This is a genomic window from Pseudomonas sp. TE36184, assembly GCF_054060055.1.
The window spans coordinates 3,022,972-3,039,190 of sequence record NZ_JBSSCU010000001.1; the positions used below are offsets into that span (position 1 = coordinate 3,022,972).

Sequence of the window (16,219 nt, forward strand, 5' to 3'; positions counted from 1 at the left end):
GGGCGACCGAAGTCGCCCAAAATGCCTTGCGTGCTCATGTAACCTGGAAAAACCTATGGTTTTTTACGCTTGTTCGCGTCTCTCCAGATAAAAAATCCAAACCCTACGAAGAACAGCACCATGAGGCCAACTGTCAGCACTCCGGCAAACACCACATTATCGAAAAACATGACTGGCCTCCTGCTGTTGCCTTGTTGCGATAGGGCTAAGTTAAAGGAGAAGGCGGGATGGGAAATTGACGAGGATCAATGTCGCCCACGACGGGGCGTAAAGAAGGGAAATAACTGACCTGCATCAATAGATGCAGGCTGTTTCAACGCTTTTTCGGTTTGTTTTTCGGTTTTTTCTTAACTTTTCCGAGCGGCATCGCCTGTTCAAACGCCTGGCGAACCTCATTCAGACGTTTATCGTTGAGGTCATGCACCCGTTTAGCGCGTTCGGCGTTCAGGTCGATCAGTTTGTCGTCATCACTCATGGCTTGGCTTACGTCGTGGCGGGGATCGCTTAATAATGCGGCCTCACTTGCCCGACAGCAAATCAGCGGGCGACAAAATGCAGGTCATCGCCCAAAATCGGCACTTCTCCCTTACCCAAGAGGCGCACACAGGTGGCACTGCACAAGGACCTTCCGCCGTTGCTGGCCCTGCGCGCCTTCGAGGCCGTGGCGCGGCACTTGAGCTTTATCAAGGCGGCCCATGAGTTGTCAGTGACCCAGAGTGCGCTCAGCCATCAGGTACACAAGCTCGAACAGTACCTGGGCAAACCACTATTTGTCCGACGCACCCGCGCGATTGATCTGACCGCAGACGGCCAACACTACTACGAGCAAATCCGCCCTGCCCTCGACCTGATCGCCGCCGCCACCCGCAGCCAACGGGTGGTGTCCAGCGTCACGGTGTTGCGCATCGGCTTGCTCGCATCCTTTGCCACCTTATGGCTGGCGCCGCGCCTGGCCGGTTTTCTGCAACGCTACCCGCAGATCCAGGTGGAGCTGGTGCCAGCGATTCAACTGGCGAACGTCGCGGCGGCCGAGGTCGACCTGGCCATCCGCTATGGCAAGGGCGACTGGCCTGACGTGCAGGCCACGCGGCTGATGCCGGAAGTGCTCTCCCCCGTGTGCAGCCCGGCGTTCAAGGCCAGCCGGCAGCACAACGGCGCTCTGCTGATGGCCACCTCGCACCGCCCGTTCGAATGGACGGATTGGTCCGGCCATTATCAAGTCGACCTCAGCCCGCATCCGCGCGTGGTGCTGCATGACTACAACATCGTGGTCGAAGCCGCCGTGGCCGGCCAAGGTATCGCCATGGGCCGTCACCGCTTGATCGAGCGCCGGCTCCAGGACGGCAGCCTGGTAGAAGCCTTCGACTGGCCGCCGTATCGCAGCGAAATCGGCTACTGGCTGATCGCGCCCCAAGGCCCCGCCAGCGCGGCGGCCGAATGTTTCAGCGCGTGGTTGAAGGCTGCCTGCGCCGACGCGTGAGTTATTTCGATACGTCGGATGATATCTATGCGTTTGCCGTCCATCACCTTGATCAACATGCTGAAACCTCTCAACCCAGAGGATTCAACATGCGCGATTCCATCCGCCAACGCGTGCAGGCCCTCGGCCTCACGCTGCCGACGCCCAGCCAGCCGATTGCCAATTACATCAACCATGTGATCAGCCGGAATCAGTTGTTTATCTCCGGGCAAATCCCATTGCTGGACGGCAAACCGGCCTATGTCGGCCGCCTGGGCGAATCCCTCGGCGACAAAGGCCGGCATGTACGCACCGCTGTCGGCGTGTCCAGCCTGCCGGGGGGCGTGGCGGTGGAAGTCGACGCCATGTTCGAGCTGCAGCCATGAGCCCGCTCGACGTCCAGCGCCTGCGCGAGGCCACGCCGGGTTGTCGGTCCGGTCTCGTACACTTCAACACGGCCGGTGCTGCATTGCCGAGCCAGGCGACCCTCGACACCATCATCGAGCAACTGCAACGCGAAGCGTGCGACGGCCCGATGGAGGCCAGCGAACATGGCGCCATCCTGGTGGAAAAAGCCCGCCGCGCCGCCGGCCAGTTGCTCAATGCACCCACCGCGTCGATTGCCTTTGCCGGCAGCGGCTCGACCGCCTGGAGCCTGGCGTTCCAGGCGCTGGGCCGGTGGCAGCCGGGCGACAGGATTCTGGTGGGGCGCCACGAATGGGGCGGCAACCTGGCGAGCATGGAACTGGCGGTGCAGGCCGGTGCGCGAATCGAGGTAATCCCCTGCGATGAAACCGGTGCAGTCTGCCCGGTAGCCCTGGAAGCGATGATCGACGCAAGCGTGAAACTGATCGACCTGACCTGGCTCCCCGCCAATGGCGGCCTGATCAACCCCGCCCAGGCGATTGGTGAAGTGGCCAGGCGGCATGGCATCCCCTACTTCATCGATGCCGGCCAGGCGGTCGGCCAGGTGCCGGTGGATGTGCAGGCGCTGCACTGCGACGTGCTCAAGTCAGCGGGCCGCAAGCACCTGCGCGGGCCGCGGGGCACGGCGCTGCTGTACGTGCGGCCGGACTTTCTGGCGCGGTTGAACCCTGCGCAGCGCGATGTGTTTTCAGCGCCGTGGAGCGCCCAGGGGTTCGGCCTGCGCAACGATGCCCGACGCTTTGAAACCAGCGAAACGTCCTACGCCTTATTCGCAGGTTTGGGCAATGCGTTGCAGGAACTCAATCAACTGGGGATTGAGCGGGTGTGGGACCGGGTCCGGCAGACCAGCGAGCGAATCCGCGAAACGTTGCGTCAGACTCCGGGAATCTCTCTGCATGACTTGGGCACCAGCCAATCAGGCTTGATCGCCTTCAACCTCGCCGGCTGGGACGCCTTCGAGCTCAAGCGTCGCCTGGAGCTCAAGCGCATCAATATCGGCGCCAACGATGTGGCATATACCCCACTGGATATGCAGGCACGAGGCCTGGCCAGCATTGCGCGAATCTCCGTCAGCCCGCTCAACACCGATCAGGACATTGAACGGCTGATGGCGGCCTTGCGCGAACTGCGCGATTAAACCTCGACGTCCACCCACAACCCTTGGCGTGGCGCGTCTTCGATCAGCGGCGCCACGGGCACGGTGTTATCGGCGTTGAGCTCGTCGCCCGGGATCGCCAAGTGCGCCTCCGGGTCGTCATCGGCTTCACGCCGGCGTTTCTGCTGCTCCTGCTGGCGACGTTGCTCCTCGCGCAGCAAAAACGTCGACTGCTCGGCATCGCCATTTTTCAGGTCGATCGTGCTCTCGTTGGAACTCGCTTGTACGGGCACCACGGGCGGAATATCGGGTTTTTGACGCACCGGGTCGAGTTGCGACGTGACCGGCACAACGCTGACGGGCAGCATAGGTGGCAGCATAATAGTTGTTCTCCTGTCAGCAGGCTGTCGGCGGGCGGCGGGCGGACTTGAGCGCAGGCTTGCCAACCTGTGACCCAGTCGACACTCACAAGTGCCCGCCATCTGTCGACTCAACATTCGATGCACGGCGCAAACCGCGTAGTTTTTGTCAGAGTCCTTTGGATGAGGGCCTTGTTCCGTTAAGATAGTCGGCTTTTTCACGGCGGGAGTCAGGCAGCATGGCGCAGCAGTATCAACCGGGGCAACGCTGGATTAGTGACAGCGAAGCAGAGCTGGGTTTAGGCACCGTTCTGGCACAGGACGGCCGCTTGCTGACCGTGCTCTATCCGGCCACTGGCGACACGCGCCAGTATGCGCTACGGAATGCGCCCCTCACCCGCGTGAGGTTCTCGCCGGGCGACAGCATCACCCATTTCGAAGGCTGGAAAATGACCGTGCAAGAAGTCGACGACGTCGACGGCCTGCTGGTCTACCACGGCCTCAATGGGCAGAACGAGCAGGTCACCCTGCCGGAAACCCAACTGTCGAACTTCATCCAGTTCCGCCTGGCCAGCGACCGTCTGTTCGCCGGGCAGATCGACCCGCTGGCCTGGTTCTCGCTGCGCTATCACACCCTGGAACACACCAGCCGCCAGTTGCAATCTTCGCTGTGGGGCCTGGGCGGCGTGCGGGCGCAACCGATTGCCCACCAGTTGCACATCGCCCGTGAAGTCGCTGACCGTATCGCGCCACGGGTATTGCTGGCCGACGAAGTGGGCCTGGGCAAGACCATCGAAGCCGGCCTGGTGATCCATCGCCAGTTGCTGTCCGGGCGCGCCAACCGCGTGCTGATCCTGGTTCCGGAAAACCTGCAGCACCAATGGCTGGTGGAAATGCGCCGGCGCTTCAACCTGCAAGTGGCGCTGTTCGACGAAGAACGCTTCATCGAAAGCGATGCCGCCAACCCGTTCGAAGACACCCAGCTGGCCCTGGTGGCCCTGGAGTGGCTGGTGGACGACGAGAAGGCCCAGGACGCACTGTTCGCCGCCGGCTGGGACCTGATGGTGGTCGACGAAGCCCACCACCTGGTCTGGCATGAAGACAACGCCAGCGCCGAGTACTCGCTGGTCGAACAGCTGGCCGAGGTCATCCCTGGCGTGCTGCTGCTCACCGCCACCCCGGAACAACTGGGCCAGGACAGCCACTTCGCGCGCCTGCGCCTGCTGGACCCGAACCGTTTCCACGACCTGCAAGCGTTCCGCGCCGAAAGCGAGAACTATCGCCCGGTGGCCGAAGCGGTGCAGGAACTGCTGGACAAGGGCCGTCTCTCCCCGGCCGCGCACACCACCATCCAGGGTTTCCTCGGCAACGAAGGTGAAGCGCTGCTCACCGCCGTCAACGATGGCGACACCGAAGCCAGCGCGCGCCTGGTGCGCGAGCTGCTCGACCGCCACGGCACCGGCCGCGTACTGTTCCGCAACACCCGCGCCGCGGTGCAGGGCTTCCCGGAGCGCAAGCTGCACGCCTACCCGCTGCCGAACCCGGACGAATACCTCGAATTGCCGCTGGGCGAACACGCCGAGCTGTACCCGGAAGTCAGCTTCCAGTCGCAGCCGGACATTGAGGAAGACAATCGCTGGTGGCGCTTCGACCCACGGGTTGAATGGCTGATCGACCAGCTGAAAATGCTCAAGCGCACCAAGGTCCTGGTGATCTGCGCCCACGCCGAAACCGCGATGGACCTCGAAGACGCCCTGCGCGTGCGCTCCGGCATCCCGGCCACGGTGTTCCACGAAGGCATGAACATCCTCGAACGTGACCGCGCCGCCGCCTACTTCGCCGATGAAGAATTCGGCGCCCAGGTGCTGATCTGTTCGGAAATCGGCAGCGAAGGCCGCAACTTCCAGTTCTCCCACCACCTGGTGCTGTTCGACCTGCCGTCCCACCCCGACCTGCTGGAACAGCGGATCGGCCGTCTGGACCGGATCGGCCAGAAACATGTGATCGAACTGCACGTGCCGTACCTGGAAACCAGCCCGCAAGAGCGCCTGTTCCAGTGGTACCACGAAGCGCTGAATGCGTTCCTCAACACCTGCCCGACCGGCAACGCCTTGCAGCATCAGTTCGGCCCACGCCTGCTGCCGCTGCTGGAAAACGCCGACGACGGCGAGTGGCAAGCCCTGATCGACGAAGCCCGTGCCGAGCGCGAGCGCCTGGAACAGGAACTGCACACCGGCCGCGACCGTCTGCTGGAGCTCAACTCCGGCGGCGCGGGTGAAGGCGATGCGCTGGTGGAAGACATCCTCGAGCAAGACGACCAGTTCGCCCTGCCGATCTATATGGAAACCCTGTTCGATGCGTTTGGTATCGACAGCGAAGACCATTCGGAAAACGCACTGATCCTCAAGCCCAGCGAAAAAATGCTCGACGCCAGCTTCCCCCTGGGCGACGACGAAGGGGTGACCATCACCTACGACCGTAACCAGGCGCTGTCGCGTGAAGACATGCAGTTCATCACCTGGGAACACCCGATGGTGCAGGGCGGCATGGACCTGGTGCTGTCCGGCTCCATGGGCAACACCGCCGTCGCGCTGATCAAGAACAAGGCGCTCAAGCCCGGCACCGTGTTGCTGGAGCTGCTCTACGTCAGCGAAGTGGTTGCCCCGCGCTCGCTGCAACTGGGCCGCTACCTGCCGCCGGCCGCCCTGCGCTGCCTGCTGGACGCCAACGGCAACGACCTGTCCGGCCGCGTGTCGTTCGAAACCTTGAACGACCAGCTGGAAAGCGTGCCACGGGCCAGCGCCAACAAGTTCGTCCAGGCCCAGCGCGACCAGCTGACGCCACGCATCAACGCCGGCGAAGAGAAGATCACCCCGCGCCACGCCGAGCGCGTGGCCGAGGCCAAGCGTCGCCTGGCAGCCGACACCGACGAAGAACTGGCGCGCCTGACCGCGTTGCAAGCGGTCAACCCGACCGTGCGCGACAGCGAACTGGTTGCCCTGCGCCAACAGCGCGAGCAAGGCCTGGCCATGCTCGACAAGGCCGCGCTGCGCCTGGAAGCGATCCGGGTGTTGGTGGCGGGTTGATTGCTGCGTTGCTCAGCTAAAAAGAAGGCCCGCGCAATGCGGGCCTTTTTTATTCACTGAAGAAGGTCTTCGCCAGTCATGGCCTCATCGGGAGCAAGCCCCCTCCCACACTTGGAATGCAGTTGCAGTGTGGGAGGGAGCTTGCTCCCGATGGCGTCAACGCGATCTCAAGCCGTCGCAGCAGCAGCCGGCACCGCCACCTCCACCGCCACCAGCCCGTCTTTCATCCGCTTGGCATCCCGCACAAAACTGCGCGACGCCTGAAACAGAAACAGCATGGTCAAGAACAGCGCCACCGGAATCAGGTACATGGCGTCATGCAACCCCACCGCTTTATAAGCCTCGGTCATCTGCTCCGCCCCGGCGGCATACATCGCCGAATGGGCAAAGTGATCGGACAGGCCCCCCACCACCACCGGCCCCATGCCGCCACCCAGCAAGTACAGGCCGGCAAAGAACAGCGCCATCGCCGTGGCCCGCAGGCGCGGCTCGACCACGTCCTGGATCGCCGTGTACACACAGGTGTAGAAGTTGTAGGCAAACAACCAGCCCACGCTGAACAGCGCGACAAACACACCGATCTCGATACGCCCGGCGTGCAAGGCCCAGGCGGTGGTGACGGTGGAAATGATCAGGCTGAACGCGGCAAACAACAGGCGGCCATTGGCAACCCGTTGATGGATCTTGTCGGCGATCCAGCCGCCCAACGTCAGGCCGACCAGCCCGGTCAACCCGACGATCACCCCGGTGGCAACCGCCGCGTCCTGCAACGGCATCAGGAAATAGCGCTGCAGCATCGGCACCAGGAACGAGTTACACGCATAGGTTGCGAAGTTGAAGCACAGCCCGGCCAGCACCAACCAGAGAAAGGTCGGCACCGCCAGCACGCGGCGGATCGGGCGGTCGACGCGTTCCTGGGAGACTTGCACGGTTTCTGCCGCGCCGCGCTTGGGTTCTTTGATAAAGAACATGAAGACCGCGAGGATCAGCCCCGGCACGGCCGCGATAAAGAACGGCGCGCGCCAGCTGTCGAACGCCTTGACCATCGCGCCAATGGTAAAGAACGCCAGTAACAGGCCCAATGGCAGGCCCAGCATGAAAATGCCCATGGCCCGCGCACGGCGGTGAGCCGGGAACAGGTCGCCAATCAGCGAGTTGGCCGCCGGCGCGTAGCTGGCTTCGCCGATGCCGATGCCCATACGCACCAACAGGAACGTCCAGAAACTGCCGACCATGCCGTTGATCGCCGTCAACCCGCTCCACGCGAACAGGCCCCACCCCATGAGTTTGCTGCGCGAACCGGTATCGGCCAGGCGCCCGAGCGGCAGGCCGGCAATGGCATAGACGATGGTGAAGGCGGTGCCGATGATGCCCAGCTGAAAGTCGCTCAGGTGCCATTCCATGCGGATCGGCTCGATGATGATCGCCGGAATGGTGCGGTCGAAGAAGTTGAACAGGTTGGCGAGGAACAGCAGGAACAGAATGCGCCAGGCATTCGCCGCTTGGGTCGAGTTCTGCATGGGTCCGTCTCTTTTATTGTTATGAGAGCTGCGATGCCCGATGCATCCTGCTCAGGTATCTGCAACATAGTCAGGCCGGCGACGCTTGTCTGTAATGATTCGTAACGCTGATAGGGCATGATTCCACCCGAAACTACGGGACTTTCCCTACGAAAAATATAAGTGTGCCCTCCTCTTCCCAACGGCCATGGCGCGATTAGAATGGCCAGCCTTCCTGTCACAACCCTTCTTACTTTCCTTATCGAAGACGCCCATGTCCGAAGCCAGTCCGTGTCTGAATTGCGGTGCCTGCTGTTCACACTTCCGTGTGTCTTTCTTCTGGGGTGAGTGCGCCTCGGCGGGGGGCACGGTGCCCGACGACCTGGTGGTGCAGATCAACCCCACACGCGTGGCGATGATCGGGACCGACCAGAAACCCGCGCGCTGCTGCAGCCTTGAGGGCGAAGTGGGCAAAGGCACTCATTGCACGATCTATGAGCAACGCTCCAGCGTGTGCCGCGAGTTCGACGCCTCTTGGAGCCAAGGTGTGCAAAACACCGATTGCGATGCCGCGCGCGCAGCATTTGGTCTGGCGCCGCTGGAGCCACCGCCTTTCGAGCTGGACCTGCCGATCAGCGCTTAGCCGCCAACAGGGCCGTGATGTCGGTCCGGGTGAGCTGCCCGCCAGCGCGATCATGAAGATTTCCGCTGCCCGCAGCGGCGCCCACTTGCCTGCCAGAGCAATTCGCTGACGCCGAATCTTTGGCATTTCGCCATCATTTATCTAAAGAATGCCGGTAAACGGCCGATTCATCAGAGTCGGGCCGGGATTTCCCCTTGAAACGCTAGGGTTAAACCTATCGCCCCGGACCCGAACGCACTGTAAAGTCGCGAACTCCCACTCAGTGATGGCTTTTTAACATTTCACAGCCATCCGCCCAGGTACATGGCGCACAATGACTTCTAAAAATAACTCTGCCACCGTGGTCTCCGATGTGTTGCCGACAGCTCCTGCGGAAAAACCTTCAGGTTCGAAGTCATTGAGCAGCCCCCGTCCACTGGCGACCCAGCAATACCTGTACTTCACCGAGACCAATACCGACCGCATCCTCGACAACCTCGACGGCTTGCGCGACATGGTGTTCCCGCGCCTGCCCCATCAGGAAGTCGATGGCGAGCCGCGCAGCGAACAGGAATTCCCCTCGGTGTGCCTGATCGGCCTGGGCCGCTGCGGTTCGAACATTGCGCTGGACGTGGCCGAGCTGGTCTATAACGCACGCAAGTTCTACCTGAACGAATTCAGTACCGAAGACAAGTCGACAGACAAGGGCTACAGCCCCGCTCAATGGATTCGCAACAACCTGCGCCTGGGCGTCGGCAAGGCCAGCAAACCGGTGTTCCTGGTGGAGCCGCTGGTGATGCTGGGCGACCTGGACAAAGACATCGCCGGGCGCATCCGATTCTCGCGCAAGGGCGAAAAAAGCGGCTTCCTGCGCGATTACAGCAAGATGAAAATCATGGACCTCTCGGAAGTCCATGCCGGTGGCGCCGGTAACGCGCCGATCCTCGGCCAGTACCTGGCCAAGATCATCCTCAATAAAGACACCCAGCGTTTTTCCAGCCCCGACTGGAAGATGATCCATTCGTACCTGATCGACTCCTGCGGCATCAAGGCCAACCAGTCGCGCCTGTATTTCTCGATCTTCAGCGCCGGCGGCGGCACCGGCTCGGGCATGGCGTCGGAGTTCGGCCTGGCCCAACAGCATTCGTACATGAACAAGACGTTCGACACCAAGCCGGCCGACGAGCACGACAGCAAAAGCGGCCACGCCTTCGTCTTCGAACCGATCTTCACCAGCGGCATCTGCGTGCTGCCGAACATCTCCGACCACCGCAGCGAAATGTCCGAGGCGCTGCACATCAACGCCGGGCGGCTGCTCTGCAAGTATCTGTCGGAAGAATGGGATTTTTCGTACAACTTCGCCAATGAAGACAGCAGCGAAGCCAGCGTCAAGGGCCGTATCCGCCCGTGGAACGCGATGATGCTGATCTCCAACGACATCATGCGTTACGCCGAAGAGAGCGATGACGGCAATATCCAGAACATTGATGTCAATGCCATGGAAAAGCACGCCAACCAGTATATCTCGCAACAGATCTTCAACATTCTTACCGCCCAGGCGGTCACCACCGACTACGACCAGAACTACTTCCGTCGCGCCGGTATCGACATCGGCGAAACCATCCGCCTGGATGCCAACGACCTGTTCATGAGCCTGGCCGGCCCGGTGGCGATTGCCTACGCCGAATCGGTGGTCCCGGAAACCCCGGCGCCGTCGGGTGACAAGTTCAAGGTGTTCGACAAAGAGCCGCAGCGCCTGAACATCGACGACCTGTTCTTCCGCTCCATCGACCTGCCGCACTTCAACAAAGTCACCCAGGCCATAGAAGGCATCAGCCTGCTGCCGATCGAGTCCAAGCGCTACAAGGCTTCCCTGGAGCAGTACAAGAACTCCGGCTATGACGCGGCGGCGCTGCACGACCTGCACTTCTTCAAGAACTGCTCGTCGGTGGTGTCGATCGTGTCGCTGCCCAAGGACTACAAACTGTCCTACATGGACCTGAACCGCCTCAAGACCCACCTCAACAGCCTGTTCCCCAACACCACGCTCAAGCGCTACGCCCTGGTGATCGGCGCGTCGGCCAACCTGTCGCTGACCACCCTGATCGCCAAGAGCCCGTGCCTGTCGGATGATTTCCTGACGCTGATCGTGGCGTTCATCAAACGCTGCTTTGCGCGCAACCCGTACCGTTTCGACGACACGCTGGACAACTCGATCCTGGACTTCATCATCCACGAGGATTTCGACGAAGAGCGTATCGACGAACTGCTCAATGAGTTTGAAAACCCGGCGAAGATCCTCGACACCAACTGGTACGCGATCAAGCCGATGTATGAGAAGAAGTACCGTGAGTTGATCAATGACAAAGATAAGTTTGTCTCGATCAATGACATTCGCCTGTCACGGGATTGCGTGAAGAAGGCGATCAAGTACTTGCGTGAGATTTACCGTCATCGGATCGGCAAGACGAAGATTATTTCGTTGAACAACCATACCGGCAAAACTGCCTAGTTGTCTGTGGCGAGGGAGCACGCTCCCTCGCCACAGCGATCTGCTAACACCAAGAAACAATTCCCCGGGCATTTCACCGTCGGCAAAACTGTTCCCGTGACGCGCACGTCACCCTCAGCTGTGACCTTTCTCCACGGCAAGATGCCATCACCGCATCAGCGGTTACTCCGCTACACACTTGCAGCGGTGCAAACCGCGCACCATTTTCGCGCAGGCTTTTCTTACACTGCCCTTTCCTGGATCAGAATCCACGGCGAAACCACCACCGCCCACAGGCTCGGATCACGCTCCAGCAGGTCCAATGCCCGCGTCGCAGACACTTCGCCCAGGCTCCCCGAGGCCAGCCAGGCAGCGACTTTATCGCGCTGATCCTCGGCCATGCCTTCGGCTGCCTCGATCAAATCCAGGCCGGCGTCGACCCACAATAGGGCACCCTTGGCAAAGAACGGTTCGAGCTCCTTCCAGGAGATTTCGGCGGTTTCACCGAGCAGCTTGGCATAGAGGGTGCTAGGTTCTTGCGTCATGGGGATTCACCTTGGGAAAAAATCGGCGCAATCATAACGTCGTGTCTCTCGTAGAAAAACCCAGTTGCAAATGAGTGAACGATTGAAAGCGTCAGGAAAGCCACGGATTGTCCGCCACTGCGGCAGCGTCCCGGCGCAATTCTGTCTTTTTCTTTCATTTAAGCGACACGCCCGGGTATTGCCCCCAGCAGCCAGCTTTTCAAGCGATCAACCGGCGCTCTACACTGTACCGGTACAGTTGCCAGGGCACTGCCGGGGGGATATTCAAGATATCTGATCCGGTTCTGCAGCTCACAAGGCCGCTAGAACTATAAAAAAGACAACAGTAAGAGTGGAGCACTATGAATAAGGCTACTAAGCAGATTTCCAAACTGTTTGCCGCTATGGTCCTGGCCGGGGTTGCCAGCCATTCGTTCGCAGCCGACACCATCAAGATCGGCATCGCCGGGCCTAAAACCGGTCCTGTCACACAATATGGCGACATGCAGTTCATGGGTGCCAAGCAAGCGATCGCCGACATCAACGCCAAGGGCGGCGTCGATGGCAAAATGCTCGAAGCCAAGGAATACGACGACGCCTGCGATCCCAAGCAAGCCGTGGCCGTCGCCAACAAAGTGGTCAACGACGGCGTCAAGTTCGTGGTCGGTCACCTGTGCTCCAGCTCCACTCAGCCCGCGTCCGACATTTATGAAGACGAAGGCGTGATCATGATTACCCCGGCAGCCACCAGCCCGGAAATCACCGCCCGTGGCTACAAGCTGATTTTCCGCACCATCGGCCTGGACAGCGCCCAAGGCCCGGCGGCCGGCAACTACATCGCCGACCACGTGAAACCGAAGATCGTTGCCGTGCTGCACGACAAGCAGCAATACGGTGAAGGCATCGCCACTGCCGTTAAACAGACCCTCGAGAAGAAAGGCACCAAGGTTGCCGTCTTCGAAGGCCTGAACGCCGGTGACAAGGACTTCTCCTCGATCATCCAGAAACTCAAGCAAGCCAACGTCGACTTCGTCTACTACGGCGGCTACCACCCTGAGCTGGGCCTGATCCTGCGCCAAGCCAAGGAAAAAGGCCTGAACGCCAAGTTCATGGGCCCAGAAGGCGTCGGCAACGACTCCATCTCGCAAATCGCCCAGGGCGCTTCCGAAGGCCTGCTGGTGACCCTGCCGAAATCCTTCGACACCGACCCGGCCAACAAAGCCATCGTTGAAGAGTTCGCCAAAAACAAGCAGGACCCAACCGGTCCGTTCGTGTTCCCGGCCTACTCGGCCATTGAAGTCATCGCCGGTGGTATCAAAGCCGCGAAAAGCGAAGACACCGCCAAAGTGGCCGAAGCCATCCACGCGGGCACCTTCAAGACCCCTACCGGCGATCTGAGCTTCGACGCCAAGGGCGACCTGAAGGACTTCAAGTTCGTGGTCTACGAGTGGCACTTCGGCAAACCGAAAACCGAAGTTTCCCCTCAGTAAGCCAGGCGTTACTGGTCAACAAGCCCACTGTGAGAGCAGTGGGCTTTGTTTTACGAGGTTTATGGGCCTGTCACCCGCGATCCGGGCGCTGGCTCACCTGAAAATCTTAAAACCGTCACCAGCGGTTCGCTGGCAAACGCTTTGCGCAAATGTGCTCACAGAACACAGCGCAGGGCCGGAACATGACTCCACCAGTGAAATGCGTATCGGGTTTTTAGGAGCGTTGTAATGCCTGAGATCTATCATTTTTTCCAACAGCTGGTTAATGGCCTGACCATTGGCAGCACCTATGCCTTGATAGCCATTGGCTACACAATGGTTTACGGCATCATTGGAATGATCAACTTCGCCCATGGCGAGGTCTACATGATTGGTTCCTACGTGGCCTTCATTGCCCTTGCCGGGCTGGCCATGATGGGGATCCACTCCCTGCCGTTGTTGATGACCGCCGCGTTCCTGGCGTCGATCGTCGTAACCAGTGCCTATGGCTACAGTATCGAACGGGTTGCCTATCGTCCCTTGCGTGGCAGCAACCGTTTGATCCCGCTGATTTCCGCCATCGGCATGTCGATTTTCCTGCAGAACACCGTATTGCTGTCCCAGGACTCCAAGGACAAGTCCATTCCCAACCTGATCCCGGGGAGCTTCTCCTTCGGCCCAGGCGGCGCACAAGAAGTGCTGATTTCGTACATGCAGATCCTGGTCTTCGTCGTCACCCTGGTGGCCATGCTGGGCCTGACCCTGTTCATTTCCCGCTCCCGTCTGGGGCGCGCCTGCCGGGCCTGCGCCGAAGACATCAAGATGGCCAACCTGCTGGGCATCAACACCAACAACATCATCGCCCTGACCTTCGTCATCGGTGCCGCGCTGGCGGCCGTCGCGGCCGTGTTGCTGAGCATGCAGTACGGCGTGATCAACCCCAACGCCGGTTTCCTGGTCGGCCTGAAGGCCTTTACCGCGGCGGTATTGGGCGGCATCGGCAGCATTCCGGGCGCGATGCTCGGTGGCCTGGTGCTGGGGGTGGCCGAAGCCTTTGGCGCCGATATCTTCGGCGACCAGTACAAGGACGTCGTGGCGTTCGGCCTGTTGGTTCTGGTGCTGTTGTTCCGTCCGACCGGCATTTTGGGCCGTCCGGAGGTTGAGAAAGTATGAGCAGATATCTTAAATCGGCGTTTTTCAGCGCCCTGTTGGTGTGGGCTGTGGCGTTCCCGGTACTCGGCCTCAAGCTGAGCATTGTCGGCATCAACCTGGAAGTGCATGGCACCGGTCCCGTGACCCTGACCATCATTGCCCTGTGTTCGGTGCTGATGTTCCTGCGCGTGCTGTTCACCCGGCAGGTCGGCGCGTTGTTCAAGGGCAACCGTGGCCCGCTGGTATCGCCCAAGGTCAGCCAATTCCTGACCCTGCCGCGCACCCAGCGCTACATCATCATCGGCCTGATCGTGGCCGCGCTGATCTGGCCGTTCTTCGGCTCGCGCGGTGCGGTCGACATCGCCACCCTGATCCTGATCTACGTGTTGCTGGGCCTGGGCCTGAACATCGTGGTCGGTCTGGCCGGCCTGCTCGACCTGGGTTATGTGGGTTTCTACGCCGTGGGCGCCTACACCTACGCGCTGCTCTCGCACTACCTGGGCTGGAGCTTCTGGATCTGCCTGCCCCTGGCCGGCATGGCGGCGGCGACGTTCGGCTTCCTGCTGGGCTTCCCGGTGCTGCGTCTGCGCGGCGACTACCTGGCCATCGTGACCCTGGGCTTCGGGGAAATCATCCGACTGTTCCTGCGTAACCTGACCGACATCACCGGTGGCCCCAACGGCATCAGCAGCATTCCCAAGCCGACCTTCTTCGGGCTGTCGTTCGAGCGCTCCGCGGCCGAAGGCATGCAGACCTTCCACGAGTACTTCGGGATTGCCTACAACCCGGTGAGCAAAGTGGTGTTCCTGTACCTGGTGGCGCTGTTGCTGGCCCTGGCCGCACTGTTCGTGATCAACCGCCTGCTGCGCATGCCGATCGGCCGTGCGTGGGAAGCGCTGCGCGAAGATGAAATCGCCTGCCGGGCCTTGGGCCTGAACCCGACCATCATCAAGCTGTCCGCGTTCACCCTGGGCGCCGCGTTCGCCGGTTTTGCCGGCAGCTTCTTCGCCGCTCGCCAAGGCCTGGTGACGCCGGAGTCGTTCACCTTTATCGAGTCGGCGATCATCCTCGCCATCGTGGTACTGGGTGGCATGGGCTCGCAGTTGGGCGTGATTCTCGCGGCGATCGTGATGATCCTGCTGCCGGAAATGATGCGTGAGTTCAGCGAATACCGCATGTTGATGTTCGGCGCCATGATGGTGCTGATGATGATCTGGCGTCCTCAAGGCCTGCTGCCCATGCAACGTCCACACATGGAGCTGCGCAAATGAGCCGCGAGATCCTGAAAGTCGAAAACTTGAGCATGCGCTTCGGCGGCTTGCTGGCGGTCAATGGCGTGGCCCTGACCGTGAAGGAAAAACAAGTGGTTGCACTGATCGGCCCCAACGGCGCCGGCAAGACCACGGTGTTCAACTGCCTCACCGGTTTCTACAAGCCCAGCGGTGGCAGCATCCTGCTCGACGGCCAGCCGATCCAGGGCCTGGCCGGTCACGAGATCGCCCGCAAAGGCGTGGTGCGGACCTTCCAGAACGTGCGGTTGTTCAAGGACATGACGGCGGTCGAGAACCTGCTGATCGCTCAGCACCGTCACTTGAACACCAACTTCTTCGCTGGCTTGTTCAAGACCCCGGCGTTCCGCAAGAGCGAGCGCGAGGCCATGGAATACGCGGAGTATTGGCTGGACAAGGTCAACCTCACCGAGTTCGCCAACCGCCCCGCCGGCACCCTGGCCTATGGGCAGCAACGTCGCCTGGAAATCGCCCGCTGCATGATGACCCGCCCGCGGATCCTGATGCTCGACGAACCGGCCGCCGGCTTGAACCCCAAGGAAACCGAAGACCTCAAGGCGCTGATCGGCGTGTTGCGTGAGGAAAACAACGCCACCGTGCTGTTGATCGAACACGACATGAAACTGGTCATGAGCATTTCCGACCACATCGTGGTGATCAACCAGGGCACGCCCCTGGCCGACGGTACGCCGGAGCAGATCCGCGACAATCCTGAAGTGATCAAAGCCTATCTGGGGGAAGCGTAAA

At 60.9% G+C, this 16,219-nt stretch carries 15 protein-coding genes; 10 read left to right on the forward strand and 5 right to left on the reverse strand.

Going from position 1 to position 16,219, the window contains the following annotated elements:
* Positions 1-53: 53 nt before the first annotated feature.
* Together ccoM and ACVWZP_RS13525 are read right to left on the reverse strand one after the other, a co-directional pair.
* Positions 54-170 (reverse strand): cytochrome c oxidase subunit CcoM, encoded by a 117-nt coding sequence (ccoM, locus tag ACVWZP_RS13520; RefSeq protein WP_017844812.1) that lies wholly within the window; start codon positions 168-170, stop codon positions 54-56.
* Between the two features lie 143 nt (positions 171-313).
* On the reverse strand, positions 314-475 hold the full coding sequence (locus ACVWZP_RS13525; RefSeq protein ID WP_017844811.1) for a hypothetical protein: 162 nt from the start codon (positions 473-475) through the stop codon (positions 314-316).
* Positions 476-607: 132 nt separating this feature from the next.
* Between ACVWZP_RS13525 and ACVWZP_RS13530 the strand changes: the two genes are divergently transcribed.
* From ACVWZP_RS13530 to ACVWZP_RS13540, 3 genes are all read left to right on the forward strand, one after another.
* Positions 608-1,480: a LysR substrate-binding domain-containing protein gene (locus ACVWZP_RS13530; RefSeq protein WP_046384429.1), complete on the forward strand. Its 873-nt coding sequence runs from the start codon at positions 608-610 to the stop codon at positions 1,478-1,480.
* A gap of 89 nt (positions 1,481-1,569) precedes the next feature.
* Positions 1,570-1,845 carry a RidA family protein gene (locus ACVWZP_RS13535; RefSeq protein ID WP_108525990.1) on the forward strand — a complete coding sequence of 92 codons (276 nt, stop codon included), beginning with the start codon at positions 1,570-1,572 and terminating at the stop codon, positions 1,843-1,845.
* Positions 1,842-3,023, forward strand: a complete 1,182-nt coding sequence (locus tag ACVWZP_RS13540; protein ID WP_102617389.1) for an aminotransferase class V-fold PLP-dependent enzyme — start codon at positions 1,842-1,844, stop codon at positions 3,021-3,023. Before ACVWZP_RS13535 ends, ACVWZP_RS13540 begins: the two co-directional genes overlap by 4 nt.
* On the opposite strand, the gene ACVWZP_RS13545 is transcribed toward ACVWZP_RS13540, so the two are convergent.
* Positions 3,020-3,361, reverse strand: coding sequence for a hypothetical protein (locus ACVWZP_RS13545; RefSeq protein ID WP_046384432.1), 342 nt, complete (start codon positions 3,359-3,361; stop codon positions 3,020-3,022). The two genes, ACVWZP_RS13540 and ACVWZP_RS13545, sit on opposite strands and share 4 nt — an antisense overlap.
* A 218-nt stretch (positions 3,362-3,579) precedes the next feature.
* Between ACVWZP_RS13545 and rapA the strand changes: the two genes are divergently transcribed.
* Positions 3,580-6,426 carry an RNA polymerase-associated protein RapA gene (gene rapA / locus ACVWZP_RS13550; protein WP_057004737.1) on the forward strand — a complete coding sequence of 949 codons (2,847 nt, stop codon included), beginning with the start codon at positions 3,580-3,582 and terminating at the stop codon, positions 6,424-6,426.
* 167 nt (positions 6,427-6,593) lie between these two features.
* Here the strand turns inward: rapA and ACVWZP_RS13555 are convergent, their stop codons facing one another.
* Positions 6,594-7,946, reverse strand: a complete 1,353-nt coding sequence (locus tag ACVWZP_RS13555; protein ID WP_057004736.1) for a spinster family MFS transporter — start codon at positions 7,944-7,946, stop codon at positions 6,594-6,596.
* 253 nt (positions 7,947-8,199) lie between these two features.
* Here ACVWZP_RS13555 and ACVWZP_RS13560 point away from each other — a divergent pair, with 253 nt between their 5' ends.
* Together ACVWZP_RS13560 and ACVWZP_RS13565 are read left to right on the forward strand one after the other, a co-directional pair.
* Entirely contained in the window at positions 8,200-8,568 is a 369-nt protein-coding gene (locus ACVWZP_RS13560) for a YkgJ family cysteine cluster protein (protein ID WP_372812522.1), read from the forward strand.
* 313 nt (positions 8,569-8,881) lie between these two features.
* A complete protein-coding gene (locus tag ACVWZP_RS13565; protein ID WP_026139772.1) occupies positions 8,882-11,059 on the forward strand; it encodes a hypothetical protein in 2,178 nt (725 codons plus the stop codon).
* 221 nt (positions 11,060-11,280) lie between these two features.
* Here the strand turns inward: ACVWZP_RS13565 and ACVWZP_RS13570 are convergent, their stop codons facing one another.
* Positions 11,281-11,583 (reverse strand): DUF2288 domain-containing protein, encoded by a 303-nt coding sequence (locus ACVWZP_RS13570; protein ID WP_046384436.1) that lies wholly within the window; start codon positions 11,581-11,583, stop codon positions 11,281-11,283.
* A 341-nt stretch (positions 11,584-11,924) separates the two neighbouring features.
* Between ACVWZP_RS13570 and ACVWZP_RS13575 the strand changes: the two genes are divergently transcribed.
* The 4 genes from ACVWZP_RS13575 (at position 11,925) to livG (ending at position 16,218) form a co-directional block, all read left to right on the forward strand.
* Positions 11,925-13,052: a branched-chain amino acid ABC transporter substrate-binding protein gene (locus ACVWZP_RS13575; protein ID WP_017844801.1), complete on the forward strand. Its 1,128-nt coding sequence runs from the start codon at positions 11,925-11,927 to the stop codon at positions 13,050-13,052.
* Positions 13,053-13,280: 228 nt separating this feature from the next.
* Positions 13,281-14,204: a high-affinity branched-chain amino acid ABC transporter permease LivH gene (gene livH / locus ACVWZP_RS13580; RefSeq protein ID WP_003231100.1), complete on the forward strand. Its 924-nt coding sequence runs from the start codon at positions 13,281-13,283 to the stop codon at positions 14,202-14,204.
* The gene (locus ACVWZP_RS13585; protein ID WP_017844800.1) at positions 14,201-15,454 is read left to right on the forward strand and encodes a high-affinity branched-chain amino acid ABC transporter permease LivM; all 1,254 of its coding nucleotides are present in this window, start codon (positions 14,201-14,203) and stop codon (positions 15,452-15,454) included. The genes livH and ACVWZP_RS13585 overlap by 4 nt, the downstream gene beginning before the upstream one ends.
* Positions 15,451-16,218, forward strand: a complete 768-nt coding sequence (gene livG / locus ACVWZP_RS13590) for a high-affinity branched-chain amino acid ABC transporter ATP-binding protein LivG (RefSeq protein ID WP_012722652.1) — start codon at positions 15,451-15,453, stop codon at positions 16,216-16,218. The genes ACVWZP_RS13585 and livG overlap by 4 nt, the downstream gene beginning before the upstream one ends.
* Position 16,219: the final 1 nt, after the last annotated feature.

What these genes read in the sequence shown, in the direction of transcription:
- ccoM (WP_017844812.1), bottom strand. Translation starts at nt 170, where the DNA reads ATGTTTTTCGATAATGTGGTGTTTGCCGGAGTGCTGACAGTTGGCCTC.
- ACVWZP_RS13525 (WP_017844811.1), bottom strand. Translation starts at nt 475, where the DNA reads ATGAGTGATGACGACAAACTGATCGACCTGAACGCCGAACGCGCTAAA.
- ACVWZP_RS13535 (WP_108525990.1), top strand. Translation starts at nt 1,570, where the DNA reads ATGCGCGATTCCATCCGCCAACGCGTGCAGGCCCTCGGCCTCACGCTG.
- ACVWZP_RS13540 (WP_102617389.1), top strand. Translation starts at nt 1,842, where the DNA reads ATGAGCCCGCTCGACGTCCAGCGCCTGCGCGAGGCCACGCCGGGTTGT.
- ACVWZP_RS13545 (WP_046384432.1), bottom strand. Translation starts at nt 3,361, where the DNA reads ATGCTGCCACCTATGCTGCCCGTCAGCGTTGTGCCGGTCACGTCGCAA.
- rapA (WP_057004737.1), top strand. Translation starts at nt 3,580, where the DNA reads ATGGCGCAGCAGTATCAACCGGGGCAACGCTGGATTAGTGACAGCGAA.
- ACVWZP_RS13555 (WP_057004736.1), bottom strand. Translation starts at nt 7,946, where the DNA reads ATGCAGAACTCGACCCAAGCGGCGAATGCCTGGCGCATTCTGTTCCTG.
- ACVWZP_RS13560 (WP_372812522.1), top strand. Translation starts at nt 8,200, where the DNA reads ATGTCCGAAGCCAGTCCGTGTCTGAATTGCGGTGCCTGCTGTTCACAC.
- ACVWZP_RS13565 (WP_026139772.1), top strand. Translation starts at nt 8,882, where the DNA reads ATGACTTCTAAAAATAACTCTGCCACCGTGGTCTCCGATGTGTTGCCG.
- ACVWZP_RS13570 (WP_046384436.1), bottom strand. Translation starts at nt 11,583, where the DNA reads ATGACGCAAGAACCTAGCACCCTCTATGCCAAGCTGCTCGGTGAAACC.
- ACVWZP_RS13575 (WP_017844801.1), top strand. Translation starts at nt 11,925, where the DNA reads ATGAATAAGGCTACTAAGCAGATTTCCAAACTGTTTGCCGCTATGGTC.
- livH (WP_003231100.1), top strand. Translation starts at nt 13,281, where the DNA reads ATGCCTGAGATCTATCATTTTTTCCAACAGCTGGTTAATGGCCTGACC.
- ACVWZP_RS13585 (WP_017844800.1), top strand. Translation starts at nt 14,201, where the DNA reads ATGAGCAGATATCTTAAATCGGCGTTTTTCAGCGCCCTGTTGGTGTGG.
- livG (WP_012722652.1), top strand. Translation starts at nt 15,451, where the DNA reads ATGAGCCGCGAGATCCTGAAAGTCGAAAACTTGAGCATGCGCTTCGGC.